18 protein-coding genes are annotated in these 16,623 nt (G+C 45.2%); 5 read left to right on the forward strand and 13 right to left on the reverse strand.

Annotation, left to right across the window (positions count from 1 at the left end; genetic code table 11):
* A partial coding sequence (locus WEIDD23_RS06825) for an AI-2E family transporter (RefSeq protein ID WP_156469595.1) occupies positions 1–704 on the reverse strand: 704 nt, incomplete at its 3' end.
* A gap of 209 nt (positions 705–913) precedes the next feature.
* On the opposite strand from WEIDD23_RS06825, the gene WEIDD23_RS06830 reads away from it, so the two are divergent.
* Both WEIDD23_RS06830 and mprF read left to right on the forward strand, forming a co-directional pair.
* Positions 914–1,630: an alpha/beta fold hydrolase gene (locus WEIDD23_RS06830; protein ID WP_010373203.1), complete on the forward strand. Its 717-nt coding sequence runs from the start codon at positions 914–916 to the stop codon at positions 1,628–1,630.
* A complete protein-coding gene (gene mprF / locus WEIDD23_RS06835) occupies positions 1,627–4,137 on the forward strand; it encodes a bifunctional lysylphosphatidylglycerol flippase/synthetase MprF (RefSeq protein ID WP_010373206.1) in 2,511 nt (836 codons plus the stop codon). The genes WEIDD23_RS06830 and mprF overlap by 4 nt, the downstream gene beginning before the upstream one ends.
* 53 nt (positions 4,138–4,190) lie before the next feature.
* On the opposite strand, the gene WEIDD23_RS06840 is transcribed toward mprF, so the two are convergent.
* The 4 genes from WEIDD23_RS06840 to WEIDD23_RS06855 form a co-directional block, all read right to left on the reverse strand.
* The gene (locus WEIDD23_RS06840; protein ID WP_010373218.1) at positions 4,191–5,084 is read right to left on the reverse strand and encodes a prenyltransferase; all 894 of its coding nucleotides are present in this window, start codon (positions 5,082–5,084) and stop codon (positions 4,191–4,193) included.
* A 618-nt stretch (positions 5,085–5,702) separates the two neighbouring features.
* A complete protein-coding gene (locus tag WEIDD23_RS06845) occupies positions 5,703–5,975 on the reverse strand; it encodes an acylphosphatase (RefSeq protein WP_010373219.1) in 273 nt (90 codons plus the stop codon).
* An 80-nt stretch (positions 5,976–6,055) separates the two neighbouring features.
* Positions 6,056–6,853 carry a transporter substrate-binding domain-containing protein gene (locus WEIDD23_RS06850; protein WP_010373222.1) on the reverse strand — a complete coding sequence of 266 codons (798 nt, stop codon included), beginning with the start codon at positions 6,851–6,853 and terminating at the stop codon, positions 6,056–6,058.
* 305 nt (positions 6,854–7,158) lie between these two features.
* Positions 7,159–7,833, reverse strand: a complete 675-nt coding sequence (locus WEIDD23_RS06855; protein WP_062358861.1) for a transporter substrate-binding domain-containing protein — start codon at positions 7,831–7,833, stop codon at positions 7,159–7,161.
* Positions 7,834–8,350: 517 nt separating this feature from the next.
* Between WEIDD23_RS06855 and WEIDD23_RS06860 the strand changes: the two genes are divergently transcribed.
* On the forward strand, positions 8,351–9,052 hold the full coding sequence (locus tag WEIDD23_RS06860) for an amino acid ABC transporter permease (protein WP_010373230.1): 702 nt from the start codon (positions 8,351–8,353) through the stop codon (positions 9,050–9,052).
* A 6-nt stretch (positions 9,053–9,058) separates the two neighbouring features.
* Complete coding sequence (locus tag WEIDD23_RS06865) at positions 9,059–9,799, forward strand: amino acid ABC transporter ATP-binding protein (RefSeq protein ID WP_010373233.1); 741 nt, start codon at positions 9,059–9,061, stop codon at positions 9,797–9,799.
* A gap of 83 nt (positions 9,800–9,882) precedes the next feature.
* Here the strand turns inward: WEIDD23_RS06865 and WEIDD23_RS06870 are convergent, their stop codons facing one another.
* The 6 genes from WEIDD23_RS06870 to WEIDD23_RS06895 all read right to left on the reverse strand — a co-directional run bounded on the left by WEIDD23_RS06870 (position 9,883) and on the right by WEIDD23_RS06895 (position 13,882).
* Positions 9,883–10,641 (reverse strand): hypothetical protein, encoded by a 759-nt coding sequence (locus tag WEIDD23_RS06870; protein ID WP_010373236.1) that lies wholly within the window; start codon positions 10,639–10,641, stop codon positions 9,883–9,885.
* A complete protein-coding gene (locus tag WEIDD23_RS06875; protein ID WP_010373239.1) occupies positions 10,638–11,348 on the reverse strand; it encodes an ATP-binding cassette domain-containing protein in 711 nt (236 codons plus the stop codon). The genes WEIDD23_RS06870 and WEIDD23_RS06875 overlap by 4 nt, the downstream gene beginning before the upstream one ends.
* 5 nt (positions 11,349–11,353) lie before the next feature.
* The gene (locus WEIDD23_RS06880; RefSeq protein WP_224158844.1) at positions 11,354–11,722 is read right to left on the reverse strand and encodes a GntR family transcriptional regulator; all 369 of its coding nucleotides are present in this window, start codon (positions 11,720–11,722) and stop codon (positions 11,354–11,356) included.
* Between the two features lie 104 nt (positions 11,723–11,826).
* A complete protein-coding gene (gene fetB, locus WEIDD23_RS06885; protein ID WP_010373245.1) occupies positions 11,827–12,600 on the reverse strand; it encodes an ABC transporter permease in 774 nt (257 codons plus the stop codon).
* Positions 12,584–13,243 (reverse strand): ABC transporter ATP-binding protein, encoded by a 660-nt coding sequence (locus WEIDD23_RS06890; RefSeq protein WP_010373248.1) that lies wholly within the window; start codon positions 13,241–13,243, stop codon positions 12,584–12,586. Before WEIDD23_RS06890 ends, fetB begins: the two co-directional genes overlap by 17 nt.
* 57 nt (positions 13,244–13,300) lie before the next feature.
* A complete protein-coding gene (locus tag WEIDD23_RS06895; RefSeq protein ID WP_010373250.1) occupies positions 13,301–13,882 on the reverse strand; it encodes a TetR/AcrR family transcriptional regulator in 582 nt (193 codons plus the stop codon).
* 210 nt (positions 13,883–14,092) lie between these two features.
* On the opposite strand from WEIDD23_RS06895, the gene WEIDD23_RS06900 reads away from it, so the two are divergent.
* Positions 14,093–14,950 carry an aldo/keto reductase gene (locus tag WEIDD23_RS06900; protein WP_010373252.1) on the forward strand — a complete coding sequence of 286 codons (858 nt, stop codon included), beginning with the start codon at positions 14,093–14,095 and terminating at the stop codon, positions 14,948–14,950.
* Between the two features lie 131 nt (positions 14,951–15,081).
* Here the strand turns inward: WEIDD23_RS06900 and WEIDD23_RS06905 are convergent, their stop codons facing one another.
* Positions 15,082–15,276: a hypothetical protein gene (locus tag WEIDD23_RS06905; protein WP_223822984.1), complete on the reverse strand. Its 195-nt coding sequence runs from the start codon at positions 15,274–15,276 to the stop codon at positions 15,082–15,084.
* 198 nt (positions 15,277–15,474) lie between these two features.
* Positions 15,475–16,623, reverse strand: a 1,149-nt coding sequence (locus WEIDD23_RS06910; protein WP_156469596.1) for an ABC transporter ATP-binding protein, incomplete at its 5' end; no start/stop codon positions are given.

The following is a 16,623-nucleotide window of genomic DNA, read 5'->3' on the forward strand; positions in this document are numbered from 1 at the left end:
ATTTCAATCGCCTGACCGCTGATGTATTGCGCAATCGTGCCATTCAAACGGCCTAAAATTTCGGCAACCCGGCCACGGGAGCGGTCTGGGAAAATTTTCTGCAGAAATGGCACTAACTTTTGACCATCATTCAACATATAAATCGTCATAACTGGTACAGTAATCGCAGTGATTGTGACACTCGTGACTGTCCCGATCAACGTGCTCAAACTATTTGCAGTCCCTGAGATGAACGTTTCGCCGAAATTCTCAATTTGGGTTTGAATTTTAGCAAAATCCACTTTGACGCCGATTTCTTTAACCCAACTCACTTGGCTCATATGTTTAACCCATTGTTGCATCGTTTCGACCAACGCTGGTGCATTTTTCACTAGCTTACCGACTTGTTCAGCCAAGGCTGGCACCAACGACAGCACTGCGGCCACGATTAAGGCCAGCAATAAAATCATCACAATGGCAATAGCAACCGGTCGGTTAACATGGTGGCGCTTACCCACTGGTATTTTTTGCAACGCTTCAACGACTGGGTTTAATAAGTAATATAAAAATCCCGATACAATCAAAGGCACAAACACCGCCCCAATGAATTTTCCAATCGGTTCTAGAATAAAACTAAGCTGCGTTATGACTAAAATTAACAACGCAACCGCGAGTAATTCAACGGTCCAAAAAAGAATTTTAGACTGTTTCAATTGTTGTAACATACCGCTACCTCGTATTTCTATTTGCCTTTCATTATATCAGAACATGCGACAAACGCCCATTTACGGGCGTAGTGAAAAGTTTCACTATCCAATTAAGTTTAACCTAACGCATTTATGCACGTGACAGTTGTCATGCGAACAAACTTTCCACAAGTTATCCACAGGCAAACTGTGTACAATATAAGTATTAATATCTCGAGGCATGCATTATGGCATTTTTTAACTTTAACGGTAGTCAACTCAGCTATCAAACATTCGGCAATCCAAGCAATCCCGCCCTCTTATTGCTGCATGGCAACAATGGCTCGCAGCATGATTTTAAGCGGCACGTTACTTATTTGGTCCCGGATTTTTATGTGATCACACAAGATGCCCGCGGCCATGGACAATCAACATCAAACACTGATCATCTGACGTACAGCCTCTTAGCCCAAGATGTCGAAGCCCTGCGCCAAGAACTTCATATCACGCATTGGCACATTGTCGGCTATAGCGACGGCGCTAACCTAGCGTTGCGTTACACATTGGATTTCCCCGGCCATACTGACACCATGGTCTTAAACGCCCCAAATTTAACGTTGTCGGGCGTCCAAGCGCCAGTCATGGCCCTCGCAACCGGGATTGATTGGTTACTCCGTCGCACACGCTATCTGAGTAAGTTTCTCCATGCCCGTTGGTTGCAGACACAATTAATGTTCGAATCACCCCACATTAGCAAGGCTGATTTGCGACTGGTGCCCAACCGGACATTAGTTTTAGTCGGTCAGTTTGACTTCATTAAGCGACAACACTCTGAAAACATTGCAAATTCACTTCCAAATGGTCAGCTGATGGTGGTAAAATTCCGTAGTCATTTATTCATTCAGGTTTCCCCACACGCATTCACAAAAATCGTGCGTCAGTTTATTAAGGAGTTATTCATATGAATCAGAAATGGCATAACATTCGGCGAGTTATGATTATCGCCGTCGCGTTTGTCGCGCTATTTGAATTAGGCGCTGTCATCAAACGCATGCCGTTAAAAATTTTGTTAGCAATTTTCGCTGAAATCCCGATTGGCCTATTAATTGGTATTTTCGTTATCGGTATCCTAACTGCCAGCGTCGGGGTTAGTTACAATTGGGCCTATAAACGTCTGTTAACCCCTACAGATTCCAAGCATTATTGGCTATCAAGTTGGGTCGTTAATGCGTTTGATAATGCCTTTGGTGTAGCGGATTTCGTCGTAACATGGTTGCAAGACCGCCTTTTCGATGATAACCGCACCGAACGCAGCGCAACCTTACATCGTGGTTGGTGGTTATCGACCAGTGGTTTGGCCGTTGTCAGCTTGCTAAGTCTTATCGCAACCGGCATCTACTGGTCACACACTGCCGTTGTCAATTACGCGCCTTGGCTGGTTGTTGCCGTCGCTTTACCATTCATTGGGTTAATCGTCAGTCGCTTCCGTCATCGTGACAGCTTACCCTTCAGCGCTAGTGATTACGCCCGAATTTTCGCCGCGTCGTTAGCTACCTGGGTGGCTAACACAGCCGGTTTTCTATTGATCGGTGCTTTATTCCAAATGCCAATCGCCATCTGGTCAGTCATGCCATTATTCATCGCTGCCCGGACTTTTGGTATTGTGACACTCGTTCCTGGTGGTTGGGGAACGTTTGATATTTTCGCCTTTATCGGCCTGCAAACACTTGGGATGGACCCCGCTGTTATTTTCTTATGGATTCTGTTCTATCGTGTCGCTTACACAATTGTGCCGTTCATCATCGCGGTTATTATCGCCGCAACACGCGCACTCCGCGAAACCAACCATAAGTTCCGTGGTGTACCCAGCGTCATTGTGCGATCAATGCTGCAAAAAGCAGTGACCGTCTTACTCTACTTTTCAGGCATCACATTGATCATCGCTGGTGCCTTACCAGGGACATTACAATCGTTCCACCTATTGCAGCATCTCAGCCCATGGACATCGGGATTTTTGTTGCAAGTACCCAATATTTTCATCGGGTTCATGCTAATTATCGCTGGCCGTGGCATTGCAAATAAGGTTAGTCGCGCGTACTGGCCAACGCTAATTTTGTTAGCTATTAGCTTTGGCTACGTTGCTGTTTCACACGAACATATGCAACCCTTAGTTTTACTTGGTGCGTTGTTCATTGGGACGTTATTCATCAAGCCAACGTTAACCCGGGTGCAATTCATTTACAGTTGGGAAAATCGACTAGTTGACGGTGTCATCTACGGTGGGTTGTTTATTGCTTACCTCACCATTGGGGTCGCTAATCTGCCTGCCGTCTCACACCGTTTCCACGTGCGAACATCTGGGTTCTTCTTGGTCCCATCGTTGCACTGGTGGTTGATTGGATTCATCGCAATTGCGATTGTGAGCCTTGGTGTGCTTGGTTTTATCGCTTACATGCAAGGCCGCACGCAATTACTCGGTGAAGCCCTTGATGAGGAACGCGTCAATCAAGTACTGGCACGTGGTGATAATCACTACACCAACCTGATTTTCCTTGGTGATAAGCGCTTATTCTACTACCGGCCCGACCAAAGCGAGACCGATACGGTGGCTATCCAATTCCGTTTGGTGAACAACAAGGCCGCCGTCATGAGTGATCCATTTGGTGATAGTGCTGACTTCCAGGCCGCCTTGGCCGCCTTTATTAGCGAGGCCGACCGCCTTGGCTACACGCCAATTTTCTACGAGGTTTCCGAAAAGATTGCCATGATGGTGCACGAATTCGGCTATAATTTTATGAAACTTGGAGAAGAAGCGTGGGTTGATACACCATCATTCAAGACAGCTGGTAAGAAATTCGCGAATATCCGTAGTGAAATCAATCAAGCAACTGCCGCTGGCTTCACATACGAAGTGTTGCAGCCACCATTTTCAGACGCCTTGTTGCAAGAATTGCGCCAAATTTCTGACGAATGGTTGCACGGTCGTGAAGAAAAGGGTTACTCGCTTGGATTCTTCGACAACCACTACTTGCAACGTGGCGGTATCGGCGTCTTAAAGGCACCTGATGGCCACATCGTCGCCTTTGCAACCCTGGTTACGTCTGAAACTGAAAATCAAATGACCGTTGATTTGATGCGTTTCACAAGCGAATCACCCAACGGAACGATGGATGTGCTATTCGTAAAGACATTCGAGTATGCGCGTGACGCTGGTTACAACACGTTTAATTTGGGGATGTCACCCCTATCAAACGTGGGACTCCACGAACAAAGTTTCATCCGTGAGCGCGTTGCTAATTTGATTTATCAATTCGGTTCAAAGATTTATTCATTCGAGGGTCTCCGTCATTACAAGCACAAATTTGCGAGTGATTGGCAGCCTTACTACATCGGTTATTCAAACCATTCAAACATCGCCTTTGTCATGATTGCGTTGTTGTTGATTGATAACCCGGGTGTTGATTTAGATTAAAAAAATGCGTCCTCCTACAGCTAGGGGGACGCATTTTTCGTCTATATCAATTATTAAATAAATAAACCAATCACCAACCCAATGGCCAACGTCACTGAGATCACAACAGCGTTCTTAATGGCTTGTGGGAAATTAGGCTTAATTGGGTTCGCTTGAAAGGCCCGGGTGTTTTTGCGCACAATCGGGAATGATACCAACGCCAACAAAGCCGGCCATGGCAAAATACCCAATACAACTGACAAAATCAACATGAAATATCCGGCTAAATAAATCCAACCAAACAACTTAACTGCGCGATCTTTACCCAAATGCCAAACCAATGTGTGGCGATTTTCAGCAAGGTCTTCTTCGTAGTCACCGATGTTGTTTGCCAACATAATGTCACCAATTGCGAACCATGAAATTGCTGACGCTACGATAGCGTGTAACAGCAATTCCCCGTTAAAGACTGGCGCTACATTGACGTATGTCGCACTCAAGAAAATCAAGTACCCCATCGTCAAACCAGAGGCCAATTCACCGAATGGCGTTCGTGATAATGGTAGTGGCGTACCAGCATACCAGTACGCAACCGCAAAACCAATCAGCCCCATAATCAACAATGGTATACCTGTCTGCGTAACCAACCAAAGGCCACCGACGACCACAATTAACACAAGACCGATTAACGTCGTCCAACCTTCGCGGGGAGTAATCCCACCCGATCCAACGATATTGTTCACACCGTTCTTCCACTCGTCACTGGTTGCTGATTTAAAGTCCTGCAGATTATTCCAAACATTCACCCCCATCTGCAATGCAAAGGCGACAATCACAAAGACAATTGCTGGCACTGCATTCATGTGGTGATACGTATTTGCCGCGTACAAATTACCCAAGATTAAGGGTAAAGCGCTAGCGACTAATGATTGAATTTCAACGAACTTCAACCATGTTTTCAAAGTCATGCTCAAAACCTCCAAAAAGTTTTTCCGATAGTTCAGCTTACCCGAAGAACGGCATTGTCGCAAGAATTATACCGCTAAATAATAAGTAGGGTAGGGGTGCGTTGGGATGCATCGCGAAAATTGTATATAGCAAGAAGTTGCTATATAGGCAAAAGGGGCACACTTTACACGTGTTACATGTTACAGATCGATAAACAGGGCATTCACCTAAATTTGTAAAAAATTTTCATATTTTCAACTTCCGGCGGCCCCCGAATAACTCCCCATGCCGTTTGTATGCTTATACATTTTTATGCATATCGCCAATCGGCTATTTATGCATTACGGACTAAACACGCGAAAATCGCGTGGCCAAGTTTAGTCCAACGTCCTTACTGTTTGTTAATTGTCACATCCCAACTGACGATTTTTTGCCTACTATTTTTCTAAACATCTGCTCGACAAATCAACACTAAAAAACCAACACAATCAATCAGCAAGTTGCGTAATTGATTGTGTTGGTTTGATGGCATCTATTTGGCAGTGTCGGTTAGCATCTGCGCAAACACCCCAATTTCAATTCATCGCCTTCTCAACCATCCCCATCCTGCCAGCAAACCAGCGAAATGGTATACCTAATTAAATGGCTTTAAATACATGACGCGACGCATCAACTGGAATGATTTCTGACTCCACTGAATCAACGCGCCCATAGGGGGATGGCGACACTTTAACACCGTTAACAAAATCTATCATCACCGTTTCGTCAGCCTGCGCTTCAATTCGAACTGATCCATCTGACGCATTCCAAACGACCCCTGTCACACCCAATTTATCCGCCAATTGCTTTGTAAAGTAGCGAAAGCCAACCCCTTGAACGCGGCCTCGCACAATCACTTTTTTCGCTATCATCGTCCTTTACCTCATCTGAAAAACGACACAAAAAATCCCACGGGATACGTGTATCTTGTGGGATTAATTATAGCCTTTAATTACTTCTTAGTCGTCAAATCTGTATCGAAATACTTCTCAGACAACTTCTTCATCGTACCATCCTTCAACAAAGCCTTTTCCGCCTTTGTGATGGCCTTGGCCAACTTCTTGTCCTTCTTGTTCAACATTGGTGCGGCCGTCGTCTCGCCCAAAGCCTTAGTTACCTTAGCTTGCAAATCCGTCTTTGGGTGGGCCTTCTTGTAAACGCCCCATGAATCTTGTGAGTTCAGTGTCACATCAGCCTTACCTGAATCAACCAAATCCAACGCTTCCGCAAAACCAGGCGCTGAAACAATCTTGGCCCCCTTCTTTTGGGCCGTTTGACCAAAGTCTGATGACGCCGTTTGTGCAGCCTTCTTCCCCTTCAAATCTGAAGCGTTCTTGATGTCTGACCCCTTCTTTGTGATCATGACAGAATCTGTGTACAAGTATGCTTGCGCAAATGTGTACGCCTTCTTACGTTCTGGGTTAATTGACATGTTGTTAAAGACCACATCATACTTCTTGGCATTCAAACCAGCCACCAATGAATCGAATTTCGTTTGCACGAAGACTGGCTTAAGCTTCATTTCCTTAGCTACAGCCTTAACCAATTCCACTTCAAACCCAGTTAACTTACCAGACTTATTACGGTATGAGAAAGGTGCATACGTACCTTCCAAACCAACCGTCAACTTGCCCTTCGTGTGCACGCTGCCCTTGTATGCAGCTGCAGACGCTGTCAGTGTTGGTACGGCAACACCACCGATAACCCCAGCTGCGACAAGCGCAACGGTCGTCTTCATCATCTTATTCATGTCTATAATCTCCTAATGCTATCCCGCTGCCCCAATTAACAGCGTCGATCCCAAACTTATTGTTACGACTGAAACGCTGACTGCGACATTTAGTCGCATCCACCAAAATCGTTTTGCATAACGCACCTGTGATACCCGCATCATTCTCTTCTCTTTCTACTAGCTGAAACAGAATGATACGCGTATCCCATTTTTCATACAAACAAAAAAGGAGTTGTTTCGGTCATTTACAAATAATAACCAAAACAACTCCTAAATTGCAAATCAGCGAACCGATATGCTCACGGTCATATCTTTAATTCGTCTTACTTTGTTGGCTTGTGGCTGTAATCAACTTCCAAGTACTTAACTGAGATCTTCTTCATCTCGCCGTCCTTGCGCATCTTTGCCTCAGCCTTTGTAACAGCCTTATCCAAAGCCGTCGCCTTCTTGTTCATCATTGGTGCAGCACCCGTTACAGGCATGTACTTAGCTGGTGACTTAATAGCAACCAACTTCGTCTCTGGGTGTTCCTTCTTGTAAACACTCCATGCCGCAGCATCGTTCAACGTTGCATCAGCCTTACCGTTCTCAACTGTCGCAACTGCTTCAGCAAATCCAGGTACGGCAACGTTGGTTGAACCCAACTTTTCAGCGTACTTCACATAGTTTCCAACTGCTGATTGGGCAGTCTTCTTACCCTTGATATCTGTCACAGACTTGATACCAGAGTCCTTCTTCGTGACAACCACACCACCAGTGTAAATGTACTTAGAACCATAACGGAACAACTTCATGCGTTCCTTATTAGGTGCCATGTCATTCAAAATGATGTCGTACTTGTTAGCACGAAGCCCCTCAACCAATGAGTCCCACTTTGTTGGTACAAAGACCACCTTAAGACCCATCTTCTTACCAATTGCCTTGGCCATATCGACGTCGATACCTTCCAAATTACCGTTCTTAGCACGGTATGAGTAAGGTGCGTACGTACCTTCCAAACCAACAGTTAGTTGATCCTTGTGAACGAGGCCAAGGTCTTTTGTTGTATCCGCATTAGCGATTACACACCCCGGCGCTCAACATTGTTCCTGCTGCAAATACTGCAGCGGCTAGCTTAATCCCATTAAAGCTGTGCTTGTGCATAATATCTTACGCCACCTTTCAAAGTATGAGCAAAATCATAACCCGTTCTCAAATCGTTGTCAAACTGTTTTGTCATAGAATTTTAATTGCCAGGGAAATTTCATCCTAAAACGCTTGCAATAAGTCAGCGAAATCTCTACAATGGACACATATTAAAGTCGTAAAAAAACGAAAGGACCGTTCCCATCATGATGTCAGTTAACACACAAATCACTGTTGCTTGCATCAGCCTAGCGCGCTTATCGCGGTAGGTCGTTTTGGTGAACTAATCATTTCGATGAACCAGTGAGAGCGTGCTAGGCATTCCTGTCGAAACAGAAATTAGCCTGCGCGCTCTTTTTTTGCGCCCAAACATCCAGAAAGGGAATCATCATGTTTGAATTTATCGCTACTTATGCCCCACAATTAATTGTGGCTGGAATTAAGTACACCGTGCCACTTGCACTTATTTCATTTGTTTTTGCCGTTATCATTGCCGCCTTAGTTGCCGTGTTACGTTCATACGTGCCACACGCAACGGGCATCAAGTCAATTGGTTGGCGCATCCTCAAGTTTATCTTGTGGTTCTACGTCTGGCTGTTCCGTTCAACGCCAATGCTAGTCCAACTGTTCGTGGTCTTCTATGGTTTGCCAAAGCTTGGTATTAGCTGGTTGTCACCTTCAGGCTGGGCGGCAGCTGTGTGGGTATTGTCATTGAATACGGCTGCCTACGCATCTGAAGCCATTCGTGCGGCAATCACCTCAATTCCAGATACACAACGTGAAGCTGGGGCGGCACTCGGTATGACGGATGCCCAAATTTTCATTCGCATCATCTTGCCACAAGCTGCACGTATTTCAATTCCAACCTTGGCCAACTCATTCATTTCATTGGTTAAGGATACGTCTTTGGCATCTGTCGTGACCATTGTCGAGATGTTCTACCTCTCACAACAATTGGCCGCAACCAACTTCGAGCCTTTGCAAATGTACTTGCTCGTCGCTGCCATCTACGCAATTTTCGTTTCAATCTTGTCGATCCCACAACACTACATCCAACGTTGGGCCGACCGTTTCGTAAAGGTACAGGGGTAATTCATTATGTTGAAGTTAGAACACATTGATAAGCAATACGCAGAACACCACGCCTTGAAGGACATCAACGTAACGTTCAATCCACATGAGACGACCGTTATCGTTGGTCCATCAGGTTCAGGAAAGTCAACCTTGTTGCGTTCTTTGAACTTGTTGGAGCACCCCGATTCAGGTTTGTATACGATTGACGATCGCACAATTGATTTGAGCCAACCGGTTACGACGGATACGTTGTTATGGGTACGACGCAAGACGGGGATGGTTTTCCAGCAACCTCGCATGTTCGATCACCTAACCATCCTTGGCAACATTATCGAAGCACCTGTTCACGTGCTGAAGCAAAAGAAAGCTGATGCCACTAAGAAGGCTCACGAATTACTGCAAGCCGTTGATTTGGATAACACAGCTGACCGTTACCCTTACCAACTTTCCGGTGGGCAAACACAACGTGTGGCCATCGCCCGCGCTTTGGCCATGGAACCCGACTACTTGTTGTTGGATGAACCAACATCTGCTTTGGATCCTGAATTAGAAGCCCAAGTTTTGCGTGTATTGAATGGATTGGCCAAGGAAGACCAATCAATGATTATCGTGACGCACAACATGGAATTTGCCCGTGAAGCAGCTGACCGCATGTTGTTCCTAGAAGATGGTGAAATTGTCTTCGACGGTACACCTGCTGAATTCTTCAGCGAACCAACCGATCGTATTAAGCACTTCTTGAATGCGTTCAAATTCGAAAATTAAATTGACTGAAAAGAGCACTCGCGGTAGCGAGTGCTCTTTTTGTTGTTAACGTGTCAGTCTGTCACGCAAACCAATACGGCTAACTATTTTGCGTCGTTAAACTTGGCAAACAGGCCATAAATACCGGCAACCATCAGCACATAAAGCACAATAGCGACAACTGTATCTAGCCATTCTGCGTCACCTACCATTGGTGACAAGAAGTCAACGGACGCTGACATCACAACCGAAAATACAGCCAAGCCAATAAACAAAACCATCGCTGTAATCGTGACATTTGCCCAGTGTGATGATACTGATAGGAAACGGCTCATCCCCAGATTGGCGGCCAGGCCAATAATATTAACCAATAGAAACAAGCCAATCATGACAAACACTGTGCCAAGAACAACTTTCCCAATAATTGGCATCACTTCTGACACATTTTGCGGATTAAATCCGACAAATTTCGCATTTACGAACGGTTTAACAATCGCCATGTACACAAGCAACATTGCAAAATAAAGAATAGCGTTCACCATCGGCACTAAAAAACGAACCAGCAAATTTGTCGTAAAAAAACGGCGTTTCGAGACTGGCAGCAGGACAAAATGGGCGTCTTGCCAAGATAAAACGGCCTGCTTTAACGCCAGCAACCCATAGACAAAATAGAAGAATCCCAGAATTATCAGACCTTGTGTCACAATCGTCCAAACCATGTGGCCAACAGATTGGCCCCACTGTGCATGAATAATTGCCACAGCTACCAGCACCATAATACCGGCATAGATTTTCAACACCTGCCACAACGGCCGGTAACTATCTGCAATTATTAATTTCACTAATTGTTTTGTTGATGTCATAACTCAATCCCCCCATTGTCTTCTACATATCGTTGCACATAATATTGTTCCAACGTCATATGCTCATTATCCCGAATATCATCGATGGTCTGATCAACAATGATATGCGCATCTTTTAAAATGAGGACACGATCGACAACCGGTTCTATTTCTGCGATTTCATGTGTCGACATCAAAATCGTCGCATCCTCCGGCACCCATTGAATCAGTGTTTGTAACAACTTACGCCGTGTCAGGACGTCAACGCCACTAAACGGCTCATCCAACATGAACACCTTAGCATCACGGGATACCGTCAATGCAAAAATCAACCGTTCTAACATCCCCTTTGATAAGGCAGATACTTGATCTTGCTCATTGAGCCGAAGCGTTTTATTTACTTCAGTCCAGCGTTCCTGATTAAAATCCGGATAACCTGCACGATAAAAAGCCAATACATCCGAAATCGTATCGCGCTTGCGAACCCAGTTAAGGTTTGGGATAAAAGCCACGGCGGATTTAAGTGCATCGCCCGTTAGACCATCCAACGTGATATGGGCCCCTTTCTTCGGCAACACAGCCCCCACAATTAAGCGCATCAATGTTGTTTTTCCAACCCCATTTTCACCCAGTACCCCAATGATTTCTGGTGCGTCACTCTCAAAGTTGATGTCTTGCAACACTGAGCGTCGACCACGCGCGTAATTTAATCCCGCTACTTTAAACATACCCCTTACTCCTTCTGTACTGACGCTATAGTTTCCGCAATAATGCGCCGTAACTCATCTTCCGAAACAAACGTCAAACTATTTTTAATAAACGTTTCCGCCATCGCCCTAATTTTTTTCGTTCGAATCATTTCAAACGTCTTTTCGTTCGATGTTACAAAGTTCCCCAGGCCACGACGCGTTTCAACTAAACCACTCTCAACCAAACGGTTCACCGCATTTTGCACAGTACGGCCGTTAATCACTAACGTAGCCGCTAGTTCACGAACGCCAGGAATCTTTGTATTCATTGGATACTTACCATCTAAGATTTCCCGCTCTAGGAAATCGGCGACTTGAATATATAATGGTTCACTATCATTGAATTCCATCATTCGCCCTCCTGATATAGTGTAGTATAACACTACTACACTAAGTTGCAAGCGCCATTAAAAAAGCCAGGCTAAAATTGCCTGACTTCGTGTCGCTTATTTAATACTTATTTTTTAGGTAACTGTAACTGCCAGCGCTCATTAAAGAACTTGCGGTAAGCCATAAAACTAGCAAAAACTGATGAAATACCAGTCGCGGACAACAACATGAACACCACCATGATTTGATATTTAATCGCATGAATTGGATCAACCCCCGCCATAATCAAACCGGACATCATCCCCGGCAATGAGACCAAACCATACGTCCGCACTGAATCAATTGTCGGTTGCATCCCTGTTCGGATTGCCTCGCGGACAATTTCACCCGCTGCTAATTTTGGTGATGCGCCCAAAGCCAACCGTTCAAACACTTGACCTTGCTGGTCACGGAATTGTTGATTCAGACTGCGATAAACAAGTCCCACCGCCGTCATTGAATTTCCTGCGACCATACCAGTCACTGGAATCATTTGGTATGGTTCAAACTTCAGCACACCGGTTAAAACCAGAATGCTCATCGTGATGGTTGTTGATAGTAATAAGCCCCACCATGAAATCACAAACGCTCCCGGAATGCCTTGACTTCGCTTTTTTCCGTTGCGGGCGGCGTTATAAATAATGAATAGTTGCATAATCAGTGTCAGCAACCAGTTATCCACATTGAAAATAAACTTCAATAGGTATCCAACAATAATTAATTGCACAATTGCGCGGACAACCGAAATAATTGTCTCTTTCTCTAACTTCAACTTTTGTCGGTAGCTAATCACCAATGAAATGACAACTAAGATAAATGCTAATGCTAACGACCAGTTACTAACATTAATTTGACTGTTCATGACGTCGTGCCCCCTCTCCGTTTTGAATCGTCAAGATATCTTGGGCATCGGCGATTTCACCTTCATCGTGCGTCACTGATAACACAATTAATCGTTCGCGCGCATGCAACGCATGAATCGCACGCCAAATAACCTGCTTGGTCTCTGCATCTAAGCCTGTTGATATTTCATCAAGTAACAGGACCTTAGGTGGAAATAGTAGATTGCGCAACACCCCAACGCGCTGCCGTTCACCACCCGACAACTCCGTCACAGCCTTATCTAAATAGTCCGCCGGCAAATCCATCTGCTCCAACCCTGCAATTTGTTGCTGTTCATTCGGTGTTTGTTGGCGCACCAGATACGGCAAATCTAGATTGTCACGCACCGTTTCACCAAATAATTGCGCTGATTGCGTGGCATACGACACTTGTTGGCGGTAATCGCCAATGGGTAAACGCATAACGTCTTCATCATTCAAGAAAATATGCCCCTCTGTAATATCCTGCAACCCAGCAATGGCTTTTAATAGGGTACTTTTCCCGCCACCCGACGGACCAACCACGGTTACCCAATCACCATCATGCAACTCAAAACTAATATCATGCCAAATTTGACGACCTTCAACTTGATAGCCCGCCTGATCAACCACTAGCTTTGTCATAAAAACCTCCCCAAATAAAAAAATGATACACACCATCCTGTATACCATTTTACACAATTATTCTGCTGTGGTTGTTGCAATATCTTGCGTCACGACTGGCAGCATCTCTAACCAAGTCGTTTCAAATAACGCTTTAAACAAATTATCGTCCCATTTATCTGCAAAGAACGGGTGGTAAAAATACGTGAATGTTTGCATGATGGTCATACCACGTTGATGACGGAATGTATCCCAAGCCATGATATTTTCAACCGCAGCCGCAAAGTCCTGTAGTCGTGGGTCAATCAAAACACTGCGATCGGCAAGTTGTTCCTCATAGAACGCCATCATTTCCGGTTCGCGGCTAAACCCTTCCCGCCGGCGCGAGGCCAATAGCCATAGCCAATCATGCAACGCAGTCTCCCGTTCCTCCTCAGGCGCCCGGACATTGGCAGCCCACACCGGTCCATCCACTTGTTCGAGCCAATCTGTATTCATCGACTCAAACAGTGCTTCTTTATTGGCAAAATGCTTGTACAACGCCGCTGGTGTAATCTCCAGTCGACGTGCCACATCCGCCAATCGTGATTTTTCAAAGCCTTTTTCAGCTAAAACTTGTCGTGCAGCGTCAAAGATAGATTCTGTTGTAACCTTTGCCATGGCGCTCCGCCTCCTTTGTTTTGGCAACAATTAACTGCCTTGCTTTCTACATTATAATCGAACCTTAAAAAAGTGCCTAATCTTTTCAACTTATTTATATTTTTGGTATAGTGGATAAGTAGTTATTTGCTTATTTTTAGCAAGTAACAGAGAGAGTCGCATGGTTGTTTATGATTTAAACAACACTAATTTAATAGGAGTGTGAACAAAATGGCAATTTCATCATTGACTGACACATACACGCTTTCAAACGGCGTTAAGATTCCTGTCGTAGGATTTGGAACTTGGCAAACGCCTGATGGTGACGTGGCTTACCAAAGCACGATTGATGCTTTGGCTGCTGGCTACCGTCACATCGATACGGCCGCCGCTTACGGTAACGAAGAATCAATCGGTCGTGCTTTGAAGGATTCAGGCATCGCCCGCGAAGAAATCTTCGTAACGTCAAAGTTGTGGAACGACATGCACGGTTACGAGTCTGCTAAGCAAGCCTTGGATGACACATTGAAGCGTTTGGACTTGGACTACTTGGATCTTTACTTGATCCACTGGCCAAACCCAAAGGCTAACCGTGACAACTGGGCCGAAGCAAATGCTGAAACATGGCGTGCTATGGAAGAAGCCTACGAAGCTGGTAAGGTTCGTGCCATCGGAATTTCAAACTTCCAAGTTCACCACTTCGAAGAGTTGTTGAAGACGGCTAAGGTAACGCCTATGGTTAACCAATTGTTTGTTAACCCTTCTGACATGGAAGACGAAATCGTGGCTTTCAACAACGAGCACAACGTTTTGACGGAAGCTTACTCACCATTGGGAACGGGTAAGATGTTGACGGTTGCCGCAATTCAAGAAATTGCTGACAAGTACAACAAGTCAGTTGCGCAAATCGCATTGCGTTGGTCATTGCAACACGGCTTCTTGCCATTGCCAAAGTCAACGCACAAGGAGCGCATTATCGAAAACGGTCAACTCTTTGACTTTGAGTTGACGGCTGATGATATGGCTGCCTTGGACAAGCTTGAAGGCGTAGCTGGTTCACACAACGACGCTGACAAGACGAACTTCTAATCTACTAGACAAAAACACCCTGGCTGAACGACTCGGCCAGGGTGTTTTCGTGTTAAGGAACGATTCAATCTCGGAATCATTCACGTGACATAAAGCAGATCTCTCACCAACTACTTCATATCGTTCAGTATTTATTTCTTAGTGCGTAGCGCAACTGAGATGCCACCTACAGCAAGCAAAACAACAGTTGCCAATACGATATCCAAGCTAACTTGGACCATTGATGCGTTACCCTCAAGGCTCAACAAGTACATCAAGCCAATTACAAGAGCGACCGTTACAACACCAAAAATTGCTGATGCCTTCAAAGACATCGCGTACTTCATATCTTGCACGATAAAAACCTCTCTCAACATATATCTCACACGAGTATCTATTATAACCGTTACTTACTATTATTCAAGAGGAAACGGCAAAACCCGTCCACAAAAATGGATAACATTGTTAACTAATTATAAGCACGCCTTATATGTTCCATGTGAAACAAAAAGGTGATGCATCGCCTTAGCAATGCGTCACCTTAATTAATCTTGTTTAAATTGTGTTGCGACGTATTCCTGATACAACTTATGTGTTGCAACAAGTTCTTGGTGTGTACCCGATCCGCTCACATGGCCTTGCTCAATAAAGTAAATATTATCTGCATCGACAATGGTACTCAATCGGTGAGCAATCACTAATGTTGTCCGGCCTTTCATCAAAGACTCCAGTGCCTTTTGAACCATCGCTTCAGACTCTGAATCAAGGCTAGCCGTTGCCTCATCAAGCATCAAAATCTTAGGGTCGCGCAAGAATGCCCGCGCAATTGCCAAACGCTGACGTTGCCCACCAGACACTTTGACACCGCGTTCGCCAACTTCAGTATCAAGCCCCGCTGGCATATCACGGACAAACTTCTCCGCAAACGCCAAACCAAGCACCCGCCACAAATCATCATCGGTATAGTCACCTGCCAATCCATAGGTCAAATTATGCCGAATCGTTCCTGCCATAATCGCAGAGTCTTGACTAACGAAACCAATTTGGGCACGCCAATCTGCCAATTGCACATCCTGTACATTCGTCATACCAATACTGATTTGTCCGGCCGTTGGCTCATAGTACCGTTCTAGCAAACCAAAAAGCGTTGATTTTCCACCCCCGGAAGGACCAGCAAAAGCGACCACCGTGTTAGGCTTTGCTTCAAATGAGACATCCGTCAGAATTTGCTTACTGTCGTCATGGGCAAAGTCAACATGCTTCATAGCCAGCGTCTGCCCTTCGACATCTATAACCGCACCCTGACTAAAATCTTCTTCCGGTTCTGCCAATAGCGTTTGTACGCGCTCAGTCGAACCGCTAGCCTTAGCTAAATCTGAAAAGAATTGGCCCAGTGTTGCAGCGGGGCCCAACAGTTGGAAAAGATACATCAAGAATGAGAACATCGTGCCCATTGTCATGCTGCCTTGTGCGACACGGTGAGCACCATAACCAAGCACACCCACAAACAAGCCCATCATCACGGCGGTCATAAGCGGACCAGCAATTGAATCATAGACGGCCTCTCGGAGACCAATCTGATACAACTTTTTGATTGTCGTGTGACCTTTGGTCGTCTCAAACGCTTCAGCATTCGACGACTTAACTAGCCGAATTTCGCTGAGTGTTTCACCAGACTCACCATTAAAATCAGC

The sequence above is a fragment of the Weissella sp. DD23 genome, from assembly GCF_001579105.1.
Lineage (GTDB): Bacteria > Bacillota > Bacilli > Lactobacillales > Lactobacillaceae > Weissella > Weissella cibaria.